The organism is Pseudomonas sp. ADAK2, from assembly GCF_012935755.1.
GTDB lineage: Bacteria > Pseudomonadota > Gammaproteobacteria > Pseudomonadales > Pseudomonadaceae > Aquipseudomonas.
The window spans coordinates 41786-58220 of record NZ_CP052862.1 but is presented as its reverse complement, the minus strand read 5'-3'; the positions used below and the strand labels follow the sequence as shown (position 1 = coordinate 58220).

Here is a 16435-nt window from a genome sequence, read left to right as displayed (position 1 = left end):
TGCTAACGTCGCCGCATGTCGATGCCCGATCTCAACTTGCTTATCACCCTGGACGTTCTGCTCGCAGAAGGCAGCGTCACGCGCGCCGCCAAGCGACTGCGGCTGAGCCCCTCGGCGATGAGCCGGGCCCTGGCGCGGTTGCGTGAAACCACTGGCGATCCGCTGCTGGTCCGGGCCGGGCGCGGCCTCGTGCCGACGCCCCGCGCGCTCGAATTGCGCGAACGGGTCAGTCAACTGGTGCAGGACGCCGAAGCGGTGCTGCGTCCCGTCGAGCAGCTGAATCTGCAGCAACTGGTGCGCACCTTCACCGTGCGCACCAGTGACGGTTTTGTCGAAACCTTCGGCCCGGCCCTGCTCGCGCGCATCAGCGAAGAAGCGCCGGGCGTGCGGCTGCTGTTCGTGCAGAAACCGAACAAGGACAGCACGCCATTGCGCGATGGCACCGTGGACATGGAAACCGGCGTGGTCGGAACGTCGATGGCGCCGGAGCTGCGAGCGCAGGCGTTGTTCCGCGACCGTTTCATCGGCGTGGTGCGCCTGGAGCATCCGTTGAGCCACGGCGACATCACCCCTGCCCGTTATGCCGCAGGCCGTCACATCGGCGTGTCGCGACGAGGCCCGGAGAAAGGCCCGACGGCGATTGATGATGCCTTGGGTGTGCTCGGGTTGGAGCGGGAGATCGTCACCGTCGTTGGCGGTTTCTCCACCGCCCTGGCGCTGGTTCGGTCGTGCGACCTGATCGCCAGTGTGCCGGAACGCCATACCGCCAGTTTGCGTACCGGCCTGCACAGTTTTGCCCTTCCCGTGTCCATCGCGCCGATCACCGTATCCCTGCTCTGGCACCCACGGCTCGACGCCGACCCGGCGCATCGCTGGTTGCGCGGGTGTATTCGGGATGTGTGTGCCGAGCCACTTTTCTAAAGCGACACCTACCCCGTCTTTACAAGATCTTTATCCCCCCGCCCCCAATCCTGATAACAACTTACCAGCCATCCCTCTAGGCTTTTCCTCAATGCAGGAGGAAACGCCATGGACTTCATTTTTGTGGTACTCGGTGCGCTGCTTTTCGTCAGCCTGATCGGCCTGGCCCGTGGCTGTGCGGCACTTAACAGGAGGCGGTCATGACCGGTTTCTATCTGTTCGGCGGCATCATCGCGGCCGGGTTGCTGGTGTACCTGGTCGCCGCGCTGCTGTTTCCGGAGGACTTCCTATGACCACCCAAGCCTGGCTCCTGCTCGGGGCCTTTTTGCTGGCGCTGGGGCTGTTGGCCTGGCCCCTCGGACGCTGGCTGACCACGGTGATGGAGGGCCGATTTGCTTTCGGTGCGCGCCTTGAATCGCCGCTGTATCGCCTGGCCGGGGTCACGCCCGAAGCGCAGATGAGTTGGCTGCAATACGCCCTCGCCCTGATCCTGTTCAACGCGCTGGGATTGCTGCTGGTCTACGCGCTGCAACGCTTGCAAGGCGTGCTGCCATTCAACCCGCAAGGCTTCGGCGCCGTGACGCCGGACTCCTCGTTCAACACCGCCGCCAGTTTCGTCACCAACACTGACTGGCAAGGTTATGGCGGTGAATCGACGATGAGCTACCTGACACAAATGCTCGCGCTGACTGTGCAGAATTTCCTCTCGGCGGCTACCGGCATCGTCGTGGCGGTGGCGCTGATTCGCGGCTTCGCCCGCCACAGCGCCAGCAGCATCGGCAATGCCTGGGCCGACCTGACTCGCATCACCTTGTGGGTGCTGCTGCCGCTGTCGCTGATCTTCGCGCTGTTCCTGGTCAGCCAGGGCGCCATCCAGAATCTTGACCCCTACAAGGAAGTCACGACGATGGAAGTCATGCAGTACCAGGCACCGGTATTGAACGACGCCGGCCAACCGAAGCTCGATGCCCAAGGCAGCCCCGTTACCGTGGCCGCCAACACCGACAAGCAGACCATCGCCATGGGCCCGGTCGCCTCGCAAGAAGCGATCAAGATGCTCGGCACCAATGGCGGCGGATTCTTCAATGCCAACTCGGCGCACCCTTACGAAAACCCCACCGCCCTGACCAATTTCTTGCAACTGATCGCGATCTTCCTGATCCCGACCGCGCTGTGCTTCGTCTTCGGCCACGTCGTCGGTGACATCCGCCAAGGCTGGGCGCTGCTGGCGACGATGACCATCATCTTCGTCATTGCGGTGGTCGCGGTCACTCACTACGAACAACTGGGCAATCCACAGTTTTCCTCGCTGGGCATCGACACGGCGGCGGGCAACATGGAGGGCAAGGAACTGCGCTTCGGCATCAGCGCCTCCAGCCTGTTCGCCGCCGTGACCACCGCCGCTTCCTGCGGTGCGGTCAACGCCATGCATGACTCGTTTACCCCACTGGGCGGCGCGGTGCCGCTGATATTGATGCAACTGGGCGAAGTGGTGTTCGGCGGCACCGGCTCGGGGCTGTACGGCATGTTGGTGTTCGCGATTCTTGCGGTGTTTATCGCCGGGTTGATGATCGGCCGCACCCCCGAATACCTGGGCAAGAAGATCGAAGCCTACGAGATGAAAATGGTCGCCATCGCGATTCTGGTGACGCCATTGCTGGTGCTGTTCGGCACCGCCATCGCGGTCATGGCCGAGGCCGGCCGGCTGGGGATCGCCAACCCGGGTGCCCACGGGTTTTCGGAAATCCTCTACGCCCTCTCCTCGGCCGCTAACAACAACGGCAGCGCCTTCGCCGGGTTGTCGGCCAACACGCCGTTCTACAACACGATGCTGGCGATCGTCGCCTGGTTCGGCCGCTTCGGCGTGATCGTGCCGGTGCTCGCCATCGCTGGCAGCCTGGCGGCGAAGAAACGCCTGGCGGTCACCGGCGGCACCATGCCCACCCACGGGATGCTGTTCGTGGCGCTGCTGATCGGCACGGTGTTGCTGGTCGGTTTGCTGAACTACGTGCCGGCGCTGGCGCTCGGGCCGGTCGTCGAACACCTCAACCTGATCAAGTGAGACCACGACCATGACCCGCCAAGCGTTCTCCTTGTTCGACCCCAAACTCATCACCCCAGCCATGCTCGAGTCGGTTCGTAAACTCAGCCCCAGAATCCAGTGGCGCAACCCGGTGATGTTCGTCGTCTACATCGGCGCAATCATCACCAGTGCCTTGTGGGTCCAGGCCTTGCGTGGACAGGGCGAGGCCAGCAGCGGATTCATCCTGGCGATTGCCTTGTGGCTGTGGTTCACCGTGCTGTTCGCCAACTTTGCCGAAGCCCTGGCCGAGGGTCGCAGCAAGGCCCAGGCCGCTTCGTTGCGCGACCTGAAAAAGGAAACATGGGCCAAAAAACTTCGCGAGCCGCACTACGGCGCCGAGTGGCAATTGGCGCAATCGAGCGGCTTGTGCAAAGGCGATGTGGTGGTGGTCGAGGCCGGCGATCTCGGCGACTCGATCATCCCCGCCGACGGCGAAGTGATCGAAGGCGCGGCCTCGGTGGATGAGTCGGCGATCACCGGCGAATCGGCGCCGGTGATTCGCGAATGTGGCGGCGACTTTTCGGCCGTGACCGGCGGCACCCGCGTGCTCTCGGACTGGATCGTGGTGCGCGTCACCACCAACCCCGGCGAAACCTTCGTCGACCGCATGATCGCCATGGTCGAGAACGCCAAACGGCAAAAAACCCCGAATGAAATCGCCCTCTCCATCCTCTTGGTGGCGCTGACTATCGTGTTCCTCGGCGTGACCGTGACGCTGCTGCCCTTCTCGCTGTTCGGAGTCGCGGTGGCCCAGGCTGGGACGCCGGTTTCCATTACCGTGCTGATTTCGCTGTTGGTGTGCCTGATCCCCACCACCATTGCTGGTTTGCTGTCGGCGGTCGGCGTGGCGGGCATGAGCCGCATGATGGAAGCCAATGTCATCGCCACCTCCGGCCGTGCGGTGGAGGCTGCCGGTGATGTGGACGTTCTGCTGCTCGACAAGACCGGCACCATCACCCTCGGCAATCGTCATGCCTCGGCGTTTTTACCGGCGCCGGGGATCAAGGAAGCGGAACTGGTGGACGTGGCGCAACTCGCCTCCCTGGCCGATGAAACCCCTGAAGGCCGCAGCATCGTGGTGCTGGCCAAACAACGTTTCAACCTGCGCGAACGCGATATCGGCGCACTTGACGCTCACTTCGTGCACTTCTCGGCCCAGACCCGCATGAGCGGCGTCGACATGGGCGCGCGTCAACTGCGCAAGGGCGCCGGTGAAGCGATCCTGCGCCATGTGCAAAGTCTCGGCGGCCACTTCCCCGACGCGGTGCAAACCATCGTCGAAGACGTGGCACGCCGGGGCAGTACGCCGCTGGTGGTGGCCGATGGCGCCAAGGTGTTGGGCGTGATCGAGCTCAAGGACATCGTCAAGGGCGGGATCAAGGAGCGTTTTGTCGAACTGCGGCGCATGGGGATCAAGACCGTGATGGTCACCGGCGACAACCGCGTCACTGCTGCGGCCATCGCCGCCGAGGCCGGGGTCGATGACTTTCTGGCGGAGGCCACGCCGGAGCAAAAACTCGAGCTGATCCGCCGCTACCAGGCCGAAGGTCGCTTGGTGGCGATGACCGGCGACGGTACCAACGACGCCCCGGCGCTGGCCCAGGCCGATGTCGCGGTGGCAATGAACTCAGGGACCCAAGCGGCGAAGGAAGCCGGGAACATGGTCGATCTGGACAGCAACCCGACGAAACTGATCGAGGTGGTGGAAACCGGTAAACAAATGCTGATGACCCGGGGCTCGCTGACCACGTTCTCGATTGCCAACGACGTGGCCAAGTATTTCGCCATCGTGCCAGCGGCGTTTGTCACCACTTATCCTTCGCTCGCGGCGCTGAACATCATGGGCCTGACCAGTCCGAATTCGGCGGTGCTGTCGGCGGTGATTTTTAATGCGCTGATCATCATTTTCCTGATTCCCCTGGCACTTAAAGGCGTCAAATACCGCCCGGTCGGCGCCGCCCTGTTGCTGCGGCGCAACCTGTTGATCTACGGGCTGGGCGGGGTTGTCGTTCCATTCATCGGCATCAAAATCATCGACATGGCCCTGGCCGCTGTCGGTCTGGTTTGAGGGAGCACTGTCATGACCACTCTGTTGCGTCCGGCGTTGACCCTGTTGATTGTCTTTTCCCTGCTCACCGGTTTGGCTTATCCCTTGGTGACTACCGGCATTGCGCGGCTGGTGTTTCCGCATCAGGCCGCTGGCAGCCTGATCGAACGCGACGGCAAAACCGTGGGTTCGCTGTTGATCGGTCAGGGCTTCAGCGATCCGAAATACTTCTGGAGCCGCCCGTCTGCCACCAGCCCCATGCCCTATAACGCGCAAGCCTCCAGCGGTTCGAATCTTGGCCCGTCGAACCCGGCGTTGGCGGAGGCTATCAAGGGGCGGATCGCGGCGTTGCAAGCGGCCGATCCCGGCAACACCGCCACGGTGCCCGCCGACCTGGTCTACAGTTCCGCCAGTGGTCTTGATCCGCAGATCAGCCTCGCGGCCGCGTTGTATCAGGCCGGGCGCGTGGCGCGGGTGCGCAATCTGCCGGTCGAGAAGGTCCGGCAGCTTATCGGCGAGTATGCTCAAGGCACGCTGCTCGGGTTCCTCGGCGAACCCCGAGTCAACGTGCTGGCCCTGAACCTGGCGCTCGACGCCGCCCGCTGAGCGGCAACTCACACACGGTGAGCGTGATGGCCGAACAACGTCCTGACCCGGACCAACTACTGGCCCGGATTCGCGAAGAGGAAGCGCAAGCCAAACGCGGTCGGCTGAAGATATTTTTCGGCGCCAGCGCCGGGGTCGGCAAGACCTACGCCATGCTCGCCGCCGCCCATACTGCGAAGTTGCAGGACATCGAGGTGCTGATTGGCGTGATCGAAACCCACGGTCGCGCCGAAACCCAGGCCTTGACCGAAGGCCTTGAGCTGCTGCCGCTCAAGCGCATCCTCGACAAACAGCGCACCGTCAGCGAATTCGACCTCGACGCCGCCCTCGCCCGTGCCCCGGGCCTGATCCTGATCGACGAATTGGCCCACTCCAACGCCGTCGGCTCGCGGCATCCAAAACGCTGGCAAGACGTGGAAGAGTTGCTCAGCGCCGGGATCGATGTCTGGTCGACGATGAACGTCCAGCACCTGGAAAGCCTCAACGACATTGTCGGCGGCATCACCGGCATTCGCGTCTGGGAAACCGTGCCCGACCATGTGTTCGATACCGCCGACGAAGTGGTGATCGTCGACTTGCCGCCCGACGATCTGTTGCAGCGCTTGAAGGAAGGCAAGGTCTACCTGGCGCAACAGGCCGAGCGTGCGGTGCAGAATTTCTTCCGCAAAGGCAACCTGATCGCCCTGCGCGAACTGGCGCTGCGCCGCACCGCCGACCGGGTCGACAGCGACATGTTGCAGTACCGCCAAAGCAGCGCGGTGAAACCGGTGTGGGGCACCCGCGACTCGTTGCTCGCCTGTATCGGGCCCCATGAACAGGCGGAGAAAACCGTGCGTTCGACGGCGCGCCTGGCCGCTCAGTTGAATGTGCCGTGGCATGCGGTGTTTGTCGAAACCCCGGCCTTGCAGCGCCTGCCAGAAGCTAAGCGTCGTCGGGTGTTGGCAACCTTGAAACTGGCCCAGGACATGGGCGCGCAGATCTCGACCCTGGCGGGCCAGGACATTGCCGAAGCGCTGGTGAAATATGCGCGCATGCACAATCTGTCCAAGGTGGTGCTGGGACGTGACGAACGTCCTCGGCGTAAGTTTTGGCGCCAGGTGCTGGCGGATCGGATTGGTGTGCTGGGCGCGGATCTGGATGTGATTCAAGTGTCGTTGCCTGCTTCCAGCCAGCGCCCCGAGAGCCAGCCTGAAACCCGCGAAAGCCCGATCCTGTGGTCGGCGTATCTGTGGAGCGCCGGGATCTGTGCGGTGACGACGTTGATCGCCCTGCCGCTGGCAGGCGTACTCGAACAGGCCAATATCGTCATGCTGTTCCTGCTGGCGGTCGTCGCTGTTGCGGTGCGCTTTGGTCGTGGCCCGGCGGTGATGGCGGCGTTCATGTCCGTTGGCGCCTTCGATTTTTTCTTTGTCTCACCGCGTTTTTCCTTCGCGTTTGCCGATGTGCAGTACCTGGTGACCTTCGTCGTCATGTTGGTGGTCGCGTTGGTGATCGGGCAGATGACCGCCGGCCTGACGTACCAGGCGCGGGTGGCGCAACGGCGCGAAGACCGCATGCGCGCGCTCTACGATATGTCGCGCCTGCTGTCCGCCGCGTTGCTCACCGAACAGGTGGCCGAGATCAGCGCGCAGTTTCTGTCCGCCGAATTCGGCGCCCGCTCGGCCTTGCTGGTGGCCGATGACAACAACAAATTGCTGGCGCCGATGGTCACTGGCGATGCCCCGCAGGTCGATCTGGCGATTGCGCAGTGGTCATTCGATAAAACCGAGCCGGCCGGGTATGGCACCGACACCCTGCCCTCCAGTTCAACGCTGTACCTGCCGTTGTCGGCGCCGATGCGCGTGCGCGGCATCCTCGCCGTGCAGCCCCGGGACACGACGCGCTTGGTGGTGCCGGAACAGCGGCGTTTGCTCGATACCTGCGCCTCGTTGCTGGCCATCTCCCTCGAACGGATTCACTACATCAACGTGGCCCAGGACACGACCGTGCAAATGGAATCCGAGCGCTTGCGCAATTCGCTGCTGTCCGCCATTTCCCACGATCTGCGCACGCCGCTGTCGGTGATGGTCGGGCTCGCCGAAGCGCTCAAGCTGACCCAGCCAGCGCTGACCGGCGAAGCCGCCGAGATCGCCACGGCGGTGGGCGAATCGGCGCTGCGCATGAACACCTTGGTCAACAACCTGCTGGACATGGCGCGACTGGAGTCCGGCAAAGTGGTGTTGAATCGTCAGTGGCAACCGGTGGAAGACGTGGTCGGCAGTGCCTTGCGTGCGGTGCAGCCGATACTCGGTGGACGTTTGGTGCATGTCGCGCTGGATGATGATTTGCCGCCGGTGCGCATCGACGCAGTACTGATCGAACGCATCCTGATCAACCTGATTGAAAACGCCGTCAAATACACCCCACTTGCTACCACCATCAATCTGGGCGCCTCGGCGACACCGGACACAATCGAAGTGTGGGTCGCTGACGAAGGACCGGGGCTGCCCCAGGGTCACGAAGAAGCGATCTTCAGCAAATTCATGCGCGGTAAAAAGGAAAGTTCGATCCCCGGCGTCGGCCTGGGTTTGGCCATCTGCCGGGCCATCGCCCAGGCCCATGACGGCACCATTGTCGGCGCCACCCGGCCCGAAGGCGGCGCGCGCTTCACGTTGCGCCTGCCCCGCGAAACCCCGCCCGTCATCGAATCCTTCGCCCCGCAGACTGACGAGGAACAGCCATGACCGACTCTGTGCCCCACGTCCTGATCATCGAGGACGAAAAGGAAATCCGCCGCTTCGTGCGCATGGCCCTGCAAGCCGAGGGCCTGGACGTGCATGAAGCCGACACCTTCCACCGTGGCCTGATCGACGCCGGCACCCGCCGCCCCGACCTGATCATCCTCGACCTGGGCCTGCCCGACGGCGACGGCATCGACCTGATCCGTGATGTGCGCAACTGGTCACCGGTGCCCATCATCGTCTTGTCCGCCCGGGGTGCCGAAGCGGACAAAATCCTCGCCCTCGACACCGGCGCTGACGATTATCTGGTGAAGCCGTTTGGCACTGGCGAACTGCTCGCCCGGGTGCGCGCCTTACTACGCCGGCAGGCGAAAGAGGCCGATAACAGTTCAGTGCTGAGCTTTGGCGACGTGCGCATCGATGTAGAACGCCGGGTGGTGGAACGCTCGGGTGCGCCGCTGCATTTGACGCCGCTGGAGTATCGGTTACTGGTACACCTTTGCTCGCATCCGAATCGGGTGTTGACGCATTTGCAACTGCTGAAAGCGGTGTGGGGGCCGTCGCATACGACGGATACGCCGTATTTGCGGGTGTTTATGGGCGGGTTGAGGAAGAAGGTCGAGGTGGACCCTTCGCAGCCGAGGCATCTAGTGACGGAGACGGGGGTTGGGTATCGGTTTATTCCGTGACCCTGTAGGAGCGAGGCTTGCCCGCGAAGAACGATGACGCGGTGTGTCAGGTCCGACGCCTTCGCGAGCAAGCTTCGCTCCTACAATGCCCGGTGCCTACCCAGGCTTGTGGTTGTCCAGTACCCGATTGACCGCCAGCGCACTCAACATGATCACCCGTTGCAGCACCAGCATCGTGTAGCGTCGCGGGCCGTCCGTCAGGTCAACGAGGTCGTTGACCATCTCGCGGGCCGAGGCCAACGATTCGGAGGCGTCGACGAGCAACGTTTCGTCATCCACCGCTGCGTCGATGGTGTAGAAGTTGCTGGATTTGCGGGGCGGTATCTGCGTTTTCGTCGCCCTCGGGTTGAGGTAGAAGTCGAGCGCGCGGTCGGCTGCTTCTTTCATTTTCTTGGGATCAAGATCAAAAGAGGCGTCATAGGGTATCGGATCGATATCCGGGGGGTTGGGCGTAACTTTGAACATAGATGAAACTCCAGTACTGGTTAAATAGGAGCCATCACTTTCGCTACCAAACGAAGAGGTGGAGGCCATACACAGGTTGGTAGACCGGAGTACTGGAACCGGCGCCCCGAGGGGACCCTGCGCATGGCCACCATAAAGCATTGACCTGAAAAAGCGTCTGCATTCGGCTATGCGCCAGTACAACGGGCTACCAAACCCGATCGCTGTTTTTCAGCGACGGGGAAACGATAAAGTCCCGGACCTGGACGCACAAGCCGGCGGATTCTGGCGTACGCGTAGGCAACGGCGCAAGGCGTTGTAGCCGCTTATGACGTAACACCGAGTGTCGTTAAACGCGCCATTAAACACCCGCCTTGGTGGGAGCGAGCGGTGCGGCGATCCGACTTGCCCGCGAAGAACGATAACGCGGGGCACCAGGCCTGACGCCTTCGCGAGCAAGCTCGCTCCCACAGGGGACCTGCGGCGACCACAAATCTTGCGAATGACTCTGAACAAAATGTGGGAGCGGGCTTGCTCGCGATGACAGCGGCACATTCAGCATCTATGTAACTGTCAAAGGCCTCGACACCCATCACTCCTTGACCGCCGCTATTGAATCAGTGGAGTGATAACCACCGCCCAACGCCTTGATCAAGGCCACCTCGCTTTCCAGTCGCTGCCCCTGCAACAGGACCAGGCCGCTGTGCTCGGCCAGCAGTGGCAGGTTCGCTTCCAGTGCCACGACCCGCCCCAACAGGCCGCGCTGGTAATGCGCCTCGGCGCTGTCGCGGTTGAAACGCATGTTGCCGATTCGACTCTGCTGCAACACCTCCTGCGCGTCCAGGCCCTGCAACTTGCTACCGGCCACGGCGACATCGCGTACGGCGTCAAGTACCGCTTGGTTGTATTGCTGCACAAGGCTGTTGCTCAGGCTGCGGGCGTTGGCCAGTTCGGCATTGAGGCGGCCACCGTCAAAAATCGGCAGAGTCATCCCCGGGATAAGGTTGATTTGTCGGCTGCCGTGGTCCCACAAATCCCCCATGTGCAGCGCATCGGCACCGAAAAACGCCTTGATATCGAAGCTTGGATAAAAAGCGGCTTTGGCCGCATCGATGTTCGAATAGGACGACTGCACCAGCCAACGCATGGCCTGTAAATCCGGGCGACGCGCCAGCAGTTCATAACCCAGGCTCTGCGGCACACCATAAGGGTGTTCCGGCAGGGCTCGCGGCGCCAGTGGCAGGGAGTCTTCGGCGCCGGCTCCAAGCAGCGCCCGCATCGCCTCGCGCAGTTGTTGCGACTGGCTGCGCAGGGCGACGATTTGACGATCGATCAGCGCCTGATTGCTCAACGCCTGCTGCCGTTGTGGCTGCGACTCCAGGCCACGTTCGATGAGCGCCTGATGCGCGGCCACCACTTCGGCGGCGATGGTCGACATTTGTTGCAAGTCAGCCAGCAGTTGCTGCGCCGTCTGGATCTGGAAATACAGCAGGGTCACGCCGCTGGACACTTCCAGTTCGACCCACGCCGCTTCGGCCTGACGCGCGTTGCGCACGCCCAGGGCGGCGTCCACTTGCGCGCGCTGCCGCCCCCAGAGATCGAGTTGGTACGCGCCGCCGAGGCCCACGATGCCCTCGGTATACCAAGGGCCGGTGAGGCCGAGCGATGGTTCGTTTTCAGCGAACGGGCCGAGGAAACCATTAGCGGAAACGTGCTGGCGGTTGACCAGGCCAATCAGGTCGACCTGCACGCCGGACAGGGATTTCACCGAGGCGGCCTGGGCGCGAGCCTGATCGATATGGCTGCGGGCGATGGCGATGCTTGTCGACTGGGCGAAGGCCATATCGATCAACTGGTCGAGTTGCGGGTCTTGATAACGTGCCCACCAACGCGATTCGGGCCAACCCTCGCGGGCCAGGTGCAGGTCGTCGGCGAGACGGATGCTGGCCGGGTCACGTTGGGCCGTCAGGGTGCCGTCTTCGCGGATCAACGCGCATCCGCCGACGATCAGGCACAGGCAGAGAAACGCGCACAAACGCGTGCCAGCGTTCATGGCCGCACCGCCGCCAGGGTACCGGTTTCAAACGATTGCCAATCTGGCAGCGAGCCTGCCAAACGACGTAGCTCACGCAGCTCCCGGAGTAATCCATCAGCGCCCGGCCCACCTTCCGCTGGCGGATCGATTGGCGGCAAGCCTTCCACCACAACCGCCTGATCTTGCAGTCGCGCCGCGTAGCTGGTCAGCCAAACCCCCAACCGCTCCTGCTGCCCGTCCAGCCAGTCTCGCAGCGGCATTGGCAATTGAGCATCGATCGCCGCACGGTTGCGTTGCAACTGCCCGGTGAGCAGAAGGATCTGCCGAGCCTTGGCCAGCACCGTCTGAGTGAACAGCGTCAGTTCTTCATGCTCGCCCTGTTGCCAACCAGGCTCCAGAGCGACCCGGGCGAGCATAGCCTCGCAATCGGCGAGCTGACCCCAATTGCGCACACTCTGCTCGTGCAGGTGATCGGTCGATCCGCCAGACGTTGGCGCGCGCAATAATCCGCCGATGCCCTGCAAGGTGGCGCAAAGGCGTCGACGCAAACTGTCACCCTCGCCTTCCGGCCACAACAGGCCATGCACCAGCGTGCTGACCACCACACCGAGAACGATCCCCACCAAGCGGTCGCGGATTTCCGTCAGATCGACGCTCGGGCCGAACTGTTCGAGCAAGGCCAGGGCGAAGCAGAACATGATCTGCAACCCGGCATAACTGATGCGCTCGGAGCCCGCCGCGACCCAGGCACCGAGGCCAATCACTGGCAGGCTCATGGCCAACAGACCGACCAGCGTTTCGAGGCCCGGAATGACAAAGACCATGCACAGCAGCGCCAAGGCACTCCCCACCAGACAACCGCCAATGCGCAGCAGGCCTTTCTGGGTCGAGGCGCCGAGGCTGGGCAAGGCGATGATCACGCAGGTCAGCATCACCGTGTGGATGCCGGGCCAGTCCACTGCGTTGTAGAACACATAGCAGAGCATCGCCGCCAGCCAGGTCTTGAGGGCAAATAGCAGGTAATTGGGATTGCTGAAGGCGTCACTGGCCAGCATCGGCTCTTTCACCGGTGTTTTACTGGCCGGGGTCACGCTGTCGCTGGCGGCCAGGGTGCGCAAAGCGTCGCGCATCTCCTCCAGCGCCGCCGGAACCAGCGGCCGCAACAAGGCCTCGCTGTGCAATGGCGGCAACGCCATGGGATCAAGGTCAATGGACCTGGCCAGCGCCGCACAATCCTCGCGTAACGCCGCCAGTGCCTCGACGTCCGGGACTGGCGTGCTCAAAGATGCAGTCGCGGCATACAGTCGGGACACGCCGGTGATCAGCGCCAGATGCTGCACCTCGCGGGCTCGATAGACAGCATCGCGCATGCTGGCGAACTTCAGCAGTTTATGCAGGCTCAGTACGCCGTGCTGCACGTCAGTCGGGTTGATCACGGGGAGCTTTGCGCGCCCCTCTTCCAGCGCGGCCAGGCATGCGTCGATCTGCGCCAACTGACGCTGCATCGCTTGGCGCAGCAGTTGTTGCGGCTCTTGCGGCAGCAGCAAGGTGTTGACCAGTACGGTCACCAGCGTCGGGTAGACCACGGCCATCCACACCCACAAACAGGCGCGCAGCAACAACTCGGGTTGCGCCACGCTGTCCACCAGGCTCTGCACGTAAATAGTGACGATAGCGACCACGAAAAACAGCGGGCCGAGACGCGTGGCGCGCATGCCGAACATGCTCACCAGGAACACCACGCTGGCCAACAGGATGCGCAGCAGCGGATAGCCGTAGGTGAACTTGAGCAAAAGGATGGCAATACCGATCGCGAGCGTGGCGCTGACGATGAACAAAATGCCGGCCATGCGCGTCAGCACCACGTTGGTCTGGCTGACGAAAAACACCATGATCAGCGACAGCGCCAGCAACGGCAGCTCCAGGCTCATCGCGAGGATGATCACCAGGGTGCAGGCCACCACATTGCGCAACAGCGCATTACCACGTCCGGGAAAAGGTGCCAGCTCCGCAGCAAGGAAGCGCCACTGACGCCCAGGCCCGCCCTCCACCGCTGTCATTGCCGCTGACCTTCAGCGCTGTCGGCATGGATCACCGCCACCGCCGATGCGCCGATGCGGAACAGTTGCGGATCAGGCTGATCGACGCGGATGCGCACAGGGAAACGCTGGGCCACCCGCACCCAGTTGATGGTTCGCGCGACCTTCGGCAGCCCACTGACCTGGGCGCCGCCATCGTCCGGGAAGACGCCGAAGCCAATGGAATCCACGGTGCCACTGAAGGCACGTCGGCTGTCGCTCATCAAGTAGAGGGTGCTGCGGCTGCCGGGATGGATGTGGAACAGTTCGGTCTCGCGAAAATTCGCCACCACGTACCAGCGCCGCGTATCGATCAGGCTGAACAGTGGATGCCCGGCAGCGGCGAACTGACCGTCGGACGTGGTCAGGCCGACGATCAATCCGTCGAAGGGCGCGCGCACAACACTGTGTTCAAGATCCAGTTCAGCACGGGAAACCTGCGCCTGGATCACGGCGCGTTTGGCGACCAACGCATCAACCCCACTGACCGCCGCGGCGGCTTGCTTGACCTGGAGCTGCGCGGCATTCAATTCGGCACGGGCGCTTTTGGCGGCGGTGCGTGCCTGGTCCACCTGCTCTTCGGAAACATAGCCGCGCGACAACAGCGGCTCCATCCGGCGCAAGGTGTCGGCGGTCTGGGTCGCTGCCGCTTTGGCCCGGTCGATACTGGCTTTTACCGCGTCAGAGTTGAACTGCTGGGCATCGACCTGGCGTTGGCTGAGGATGATTTCCTGGTTCAGCGCGATCAGTGACGCCTGGGTCTGGTCCAGAACATCCTGGTAGGGTCGAGCATCGATACGCAGGAGCACGTCGCCCTGCTTCACCTGCTGGTTCTCGTGCACCGGCAGTTCGATAATGCTGCCGCTGACCTCGGGAGTGACGTTGATGGTGTCGGCGTAGGCATAGGCGTCATCGGTGCGCGGCGCATTATCGAGCCGCCAGATAACCCAAACCAGCAACACCAGCGTGAGCCCCAAAAGCAGCAATAGCAGGAGGCGTCGGGGCAGCGTCTTCACAACATTGCTCATAACGGGCGACTCCCGGTCAGGACTGGAAGAACAGCAGCCAGGTGCACAGGGCAAACAGTACGGTCAGCAAGGGGTAGGTCAGCGCGGGTGGCGCCAGCCAGGCACCGAAACCACGCCGAGCCAGCAGTGCGTGGAGCACAAAGGCCAGCAGCACGGCACCGAGGATGCAGAACAACCAGTCGGGGAAATACGCGCCCAGCACGGGCACCGATGGCGCATTGGCACAGGCTGATAGTGCCAGGGTCAGCAGTACGATTCCCCACCGACTCATCAACATCCCTCCATCAAAGGGAATTTATCCGGCTCGATCCGAGTGATTCTTTATAGCCCACAAAAGCCGGAAGTTCATAGCCGTAGCCAGCCGAGAACCGTAAAGGGAGCGTATTTGTTTTTGCTGATCGAACACGATCCCCCGCAAGAGCCAAGCGGCGGCCCGACTTGCCCGCGAAGAACGATGATGCGGTGTACCAAGTCTGACGCCTTCGCGAGCAAGCCCGCTCCCACAGGGACCTGCGTCGGCCATACATCTTGCAAACGACATCAAACCAATGTGGGAGCGAGCCTGCTCGCGAAGCCGGTGGCACAGTCAGCATCCATGTCGCTGACATCCACAGGTTAACGCCCCAAAGCCGCCTCAATCGCCGCAATGTCGATTTTGCCCATCGTCATCATGGCGTCGAACGCGCGCTTGGCTTTCGCTTGATCGGGGTCGGTGACCGCAGCGGTCAGGATGCGTGGGGTGATCTGCCACGACAGTCCCCATTTGTCCTGGCACCAGCCGCAGACGTTTTCCTTACCGCCATTTCCGACAATCGCGTGCCACAAGCGGTCCGTTTCAGCCTGGTCGTCGGTCGCCACCTGGAACGAAAACGCCTCGTTGTGCTTGACCCCGGAGCCGCCATTGAGCCCGAGGCACGGGATACCCATCACAGTGAATTCGACCGTCAGGACGTCGCCCTGCTTGCCCGCCGGATAGTCGCCCGGCGCGCGATGCACCGCGTCTACCGTGCTGTCCGGGAAGGTTTTGGCGTAGAACGTCGCGGCCTCCAGCGCGGCGCCGTCGTACCAGAGGCAAATGATGTTTTTGCTGACCATTTCGGTTCTCCAACATTGAGACTGACCCCGATCATTCTAGCTGCGCATTTTCCGCACCGATGGTCACCGGTCCGGGCCAGTCGCCAAGGGCGATCTATACTCTTCAGTTGGTTATCGCTTTGTCATGCAATACGTCGACACCCGTGCGCTGTGGGCGCACCCGTGCCAATCGCCAACGTAACCAGCCCGAGTCCGTGCGTCGTGTCGCCCAGGATCGAACGACCGGTCGTACTCAATGGCTTTGTGGCTGATGGGTTATGGAGAACATCATGAAATATAAGTTTTTTTCAGGCGTTGTATTGGCGCTCGCGGCGACGGTGGTAATGCCCGGTGCCTGGGCTGCACAGCCGCAAGCCTTGGCGGCGGATGGGTCGGATCGTGTTGGTGCTAGAGCGGTGGCTGCTGATGGTTCGGATCGAGTTGGTGCTGGAGCAGTGGCAGCAGACGGTTCGGATCGAGTCGGTGCTGGTGCAGTTGCCGCTGATGGCTCGGATCGCGTTGGCGCCGGTGCAGTGGCAGCTGATGGCTCGGATCGCGTTGGCGCCGGTGCAGTGGCAGCAGACGGTTCGGATCGAGTCGGTGCTGGTGCAGTTGCCGCTGACGGCGCTGATCGAGTCGGTGCTGGCGCTGTTGCTGCGGATGGCTCAGATCGCGTTGGCGCCGGAGCGGTAGCCGCTGATGGTTCAGAT

14 protein-coding genes are annotated in these 16435 nt (G+C 62.7%); 8 read left to right on the top strand and 6 right to left on the bottom strand.

Features of this window, described 5'->3' with window-relative positions:
* Window positions 1–15: 15 nt before the first annotated feature.
* The 7 genes from HKK52_RS00345 to HKK52_RS00315 all read left to right on the top strand — a co-directional run bounded on the left by HKK52_RS00345 (window position 16) and on the right by HKK52_RS00315 (window position 9066).
* Entirely contained in the window at window positions 16–921 is a 906-nt protein-coding gene (locus HKK52_RS00345) for a LysR family transcriptional regulator (RefSeq protein WP_169368796.1), read from the top strand.
* Window positions 922–1121: 200 nt separating this feature from the next.
* On the top strand, window positions 1122–1214 hold the full coding sequence (gene kdpF / locus HKK52_RS00340) for a K(+)-transporting ATPase subunit F (RefSeq protein ID WP_103316005.1): 93 nt from the start codon (window positions 1122–1124) through the stop codon (window positions 1212–1214).
* On the top strand, window positions 1211–2983 hold the full coding sequence (gene kdpA / locus HKK52_RS00335; RefSeq protein ID WP_169368795.1) for a potassium-transporting ATPase subunit KdpA: 1773 nt from the start codon (window positions 1211–1213) through the stop codon (window positions 2981–2983). The genes kdpF and kdpA overlap by 4 nt, the downstream gene beginning before the upstream one ends.
* A gap of 10 nt (window positions 2984–2993) precedes the next feature.
* A complete protein-coding gene (kdpB, locus tag HKK52_RS00330; RefSeq protein ID WP_169368794.1) occupies window positions 2994–5072 on the top strand; it encodes a potassium-transporting ATPase subunit KdpB in 2079 nt (692 codons plus the stop codon).
* A gap of 12 nt (window positions 5073–5084) precedes the next feature.
* The gene (gene kdpC / locus HKK52_RS00325; RefSeq protein ID WP_169368793.1) at window positions 5085–5657 is read left to right on the top strand and encodes a potassium-transporting ATPase subunit KdpC; all 573 of its coding nucleotides are present in this window, start codon (window positions 5085–5087) and stop codon (window positions 5655–5657) included.
* A 26-nt stretch (window positions 5658–5683) separates the two neighbouring features.
* Window positions 5684–8380, top strand: a complete 2697-nt coding sequence (gene kdpD, locus HKK52_RS00320; protein WP_169368792.1) for a two-component system sensor histidine kinase KdpD — start codon at window positions 5684–5686, stop codon at window positions 8378–8380.
* A complete protein-coding gene (locus HKK52_RS00315; protein WP_169368791.1) occupies window positions 8377–9066 on the top strand; it encodes a response regulator in 690 nt (229 codons plus the stop codon). The genes kdpD and HKK52_RS00315 overlap by 4 nt, the downstream gene beginning before the upstream one ends.
* Before the next feature lie 96 nt (window positions 9067–9162).
* On the opposite strand, the gene HKK52_RS00310 is transcribed toward HKK52_RS00315, so the two are convergent.
* From HKK52_RS00310 to HKK52_RS00285, 6 genes are all read right to left on the bottom strand, one after another.
* Complete coding sequence (locus HKK52_RS00310) at window positions 9163–9531, bottom strand: DUF6124 family protein (protein ID WP_169368790.1); 369 nt, start codon at window positions 9529–9531, stop codon at window positions 9163–9165.
* Between the two features lie 571 nt (window positions 9532–10102).
* Window positions 10103–11563 (bottom strand): MdtP family multidrug efflux transporter outer membrane subunit, encoded by a 1461-nt coding sequence (locus HKK52_RS00305; protein WP_169368789.1) that lies wholly within the window; start codon window positions 11561–11563, stop codon window positions 10103–10105.
* The gene (locus HKK52_RS00300; protein ID WP_169368788.1) at window positions 11560–13605 is read right to left on the bottom strand and encodes an FUSC family protein; all 2046 of its coding nucleotides are present in this window, start codon (window positions 13603–13605) and stop codon (window positions 11560–11562) included. The genes HKK52_RS00305 and HKK52_RS00300 overlap by 4 nt, the downstream gene beginning before the upstream one ends.
* Entirely contained in the window at window positions 13602–14651 is a 1050-nt protein-coding gene (gene mdtN, locus HKK52_RS00295; RefSeq protein ID WP_169368787.1) for a multidrug transporter subunit MdtN, read from the bottom strand. Before mdtN ends, HKK52_RS00300 begins: the two co-directional genes overlap by 4 nt.
* Window positions 14652–14667: 16 nt before the next feature.
* A complete protein-coding gene (locus HKK52_RS00290) occupies window positions 14668–14922 on the bottom strand; it encodes a YtcA family lipoprotein (RefSeq protein WP_169368786.1) in 255 nt (84 codons plus the stop codon).
* Window positions 14923–15266: 344 nt separating this feature from the next.
* The gene (locus tag HKK52_RS00285) at window positions 15267–15746 is read right to left on the bottom strand and encodes a VOC family protein (RefSeq protein ID WP_169368785.1); all 480 of its coding nucleotides are present in this window, start codon (window positions 15744–15746) and stop codon (window positions 15267–15269) included.
* A 405-nt stretch (window positions 15747–16151) separates the two neighbouring features.
* On the opposite strand from HKK52_RS00285, the gene HKK52_RS00280 reads away from it, so the two are divergent.
* Window positions 16152–16418, top strand: a complete 267-nt coding sequence (locus HKK52_RS00280) for a hypothetical protein (protein ID WP_169368784.1) — start codon at window positions 16152–16154, stop codon at window positions 16416–16418.
* Window positions 16419–16435: the final 17 nt, after the last annotated feature.